Here is a 257-nt window from a genome sequence, read left to right on the forward strand (position 1 = left end):
GCGGACAACAAGCTGAATGAAACTCAGGTGAATGAGAAGTTGGTCGATGTTTATGCTGGTCCTGCCGTGCGTAAGTTGGCAAGGCAGCTAGGTGTAGATATCAGTCAAGTGACGGGTTCTGCAATTAATGAGCGTATCTTAAAAGAAGACTTATTTGCGCATGTGAAGCAAAGCTTGACCAATAAGCAAGCTGTATCTACTAGCAGTGATAGTGCATCAAGAGCAAGTCTACCAAGCTTGCCTGATATGAGTAATGT

Annotated in this window: 1 protein-coding gene; it reads left to right on the top strand. The window is 44.0% G+C overall.

Going from position 1 to position 257, the window contains the following annotated elements; translation table 11 throughout:
* Window positions 1-257 (top strand): E3 binding domain-containing protein (locus AAEY83_RS16655; RefSeq protein WP_351060858.1); only part of this gene is annotated, 257 nt, incomplete at both ends.

This window comes from Psychrobacter sp. TB20-MNA-CIBAN-0197, assembly GCF_040309765.1.
GTDB classification, from domain to species: domain Bacteria; phylum Pseudomonadota; class Gammaproteobacteria; order Pseudomonadales; family Moraxellaceae; genus Psychrobacter; species Psychrobacter submarinus.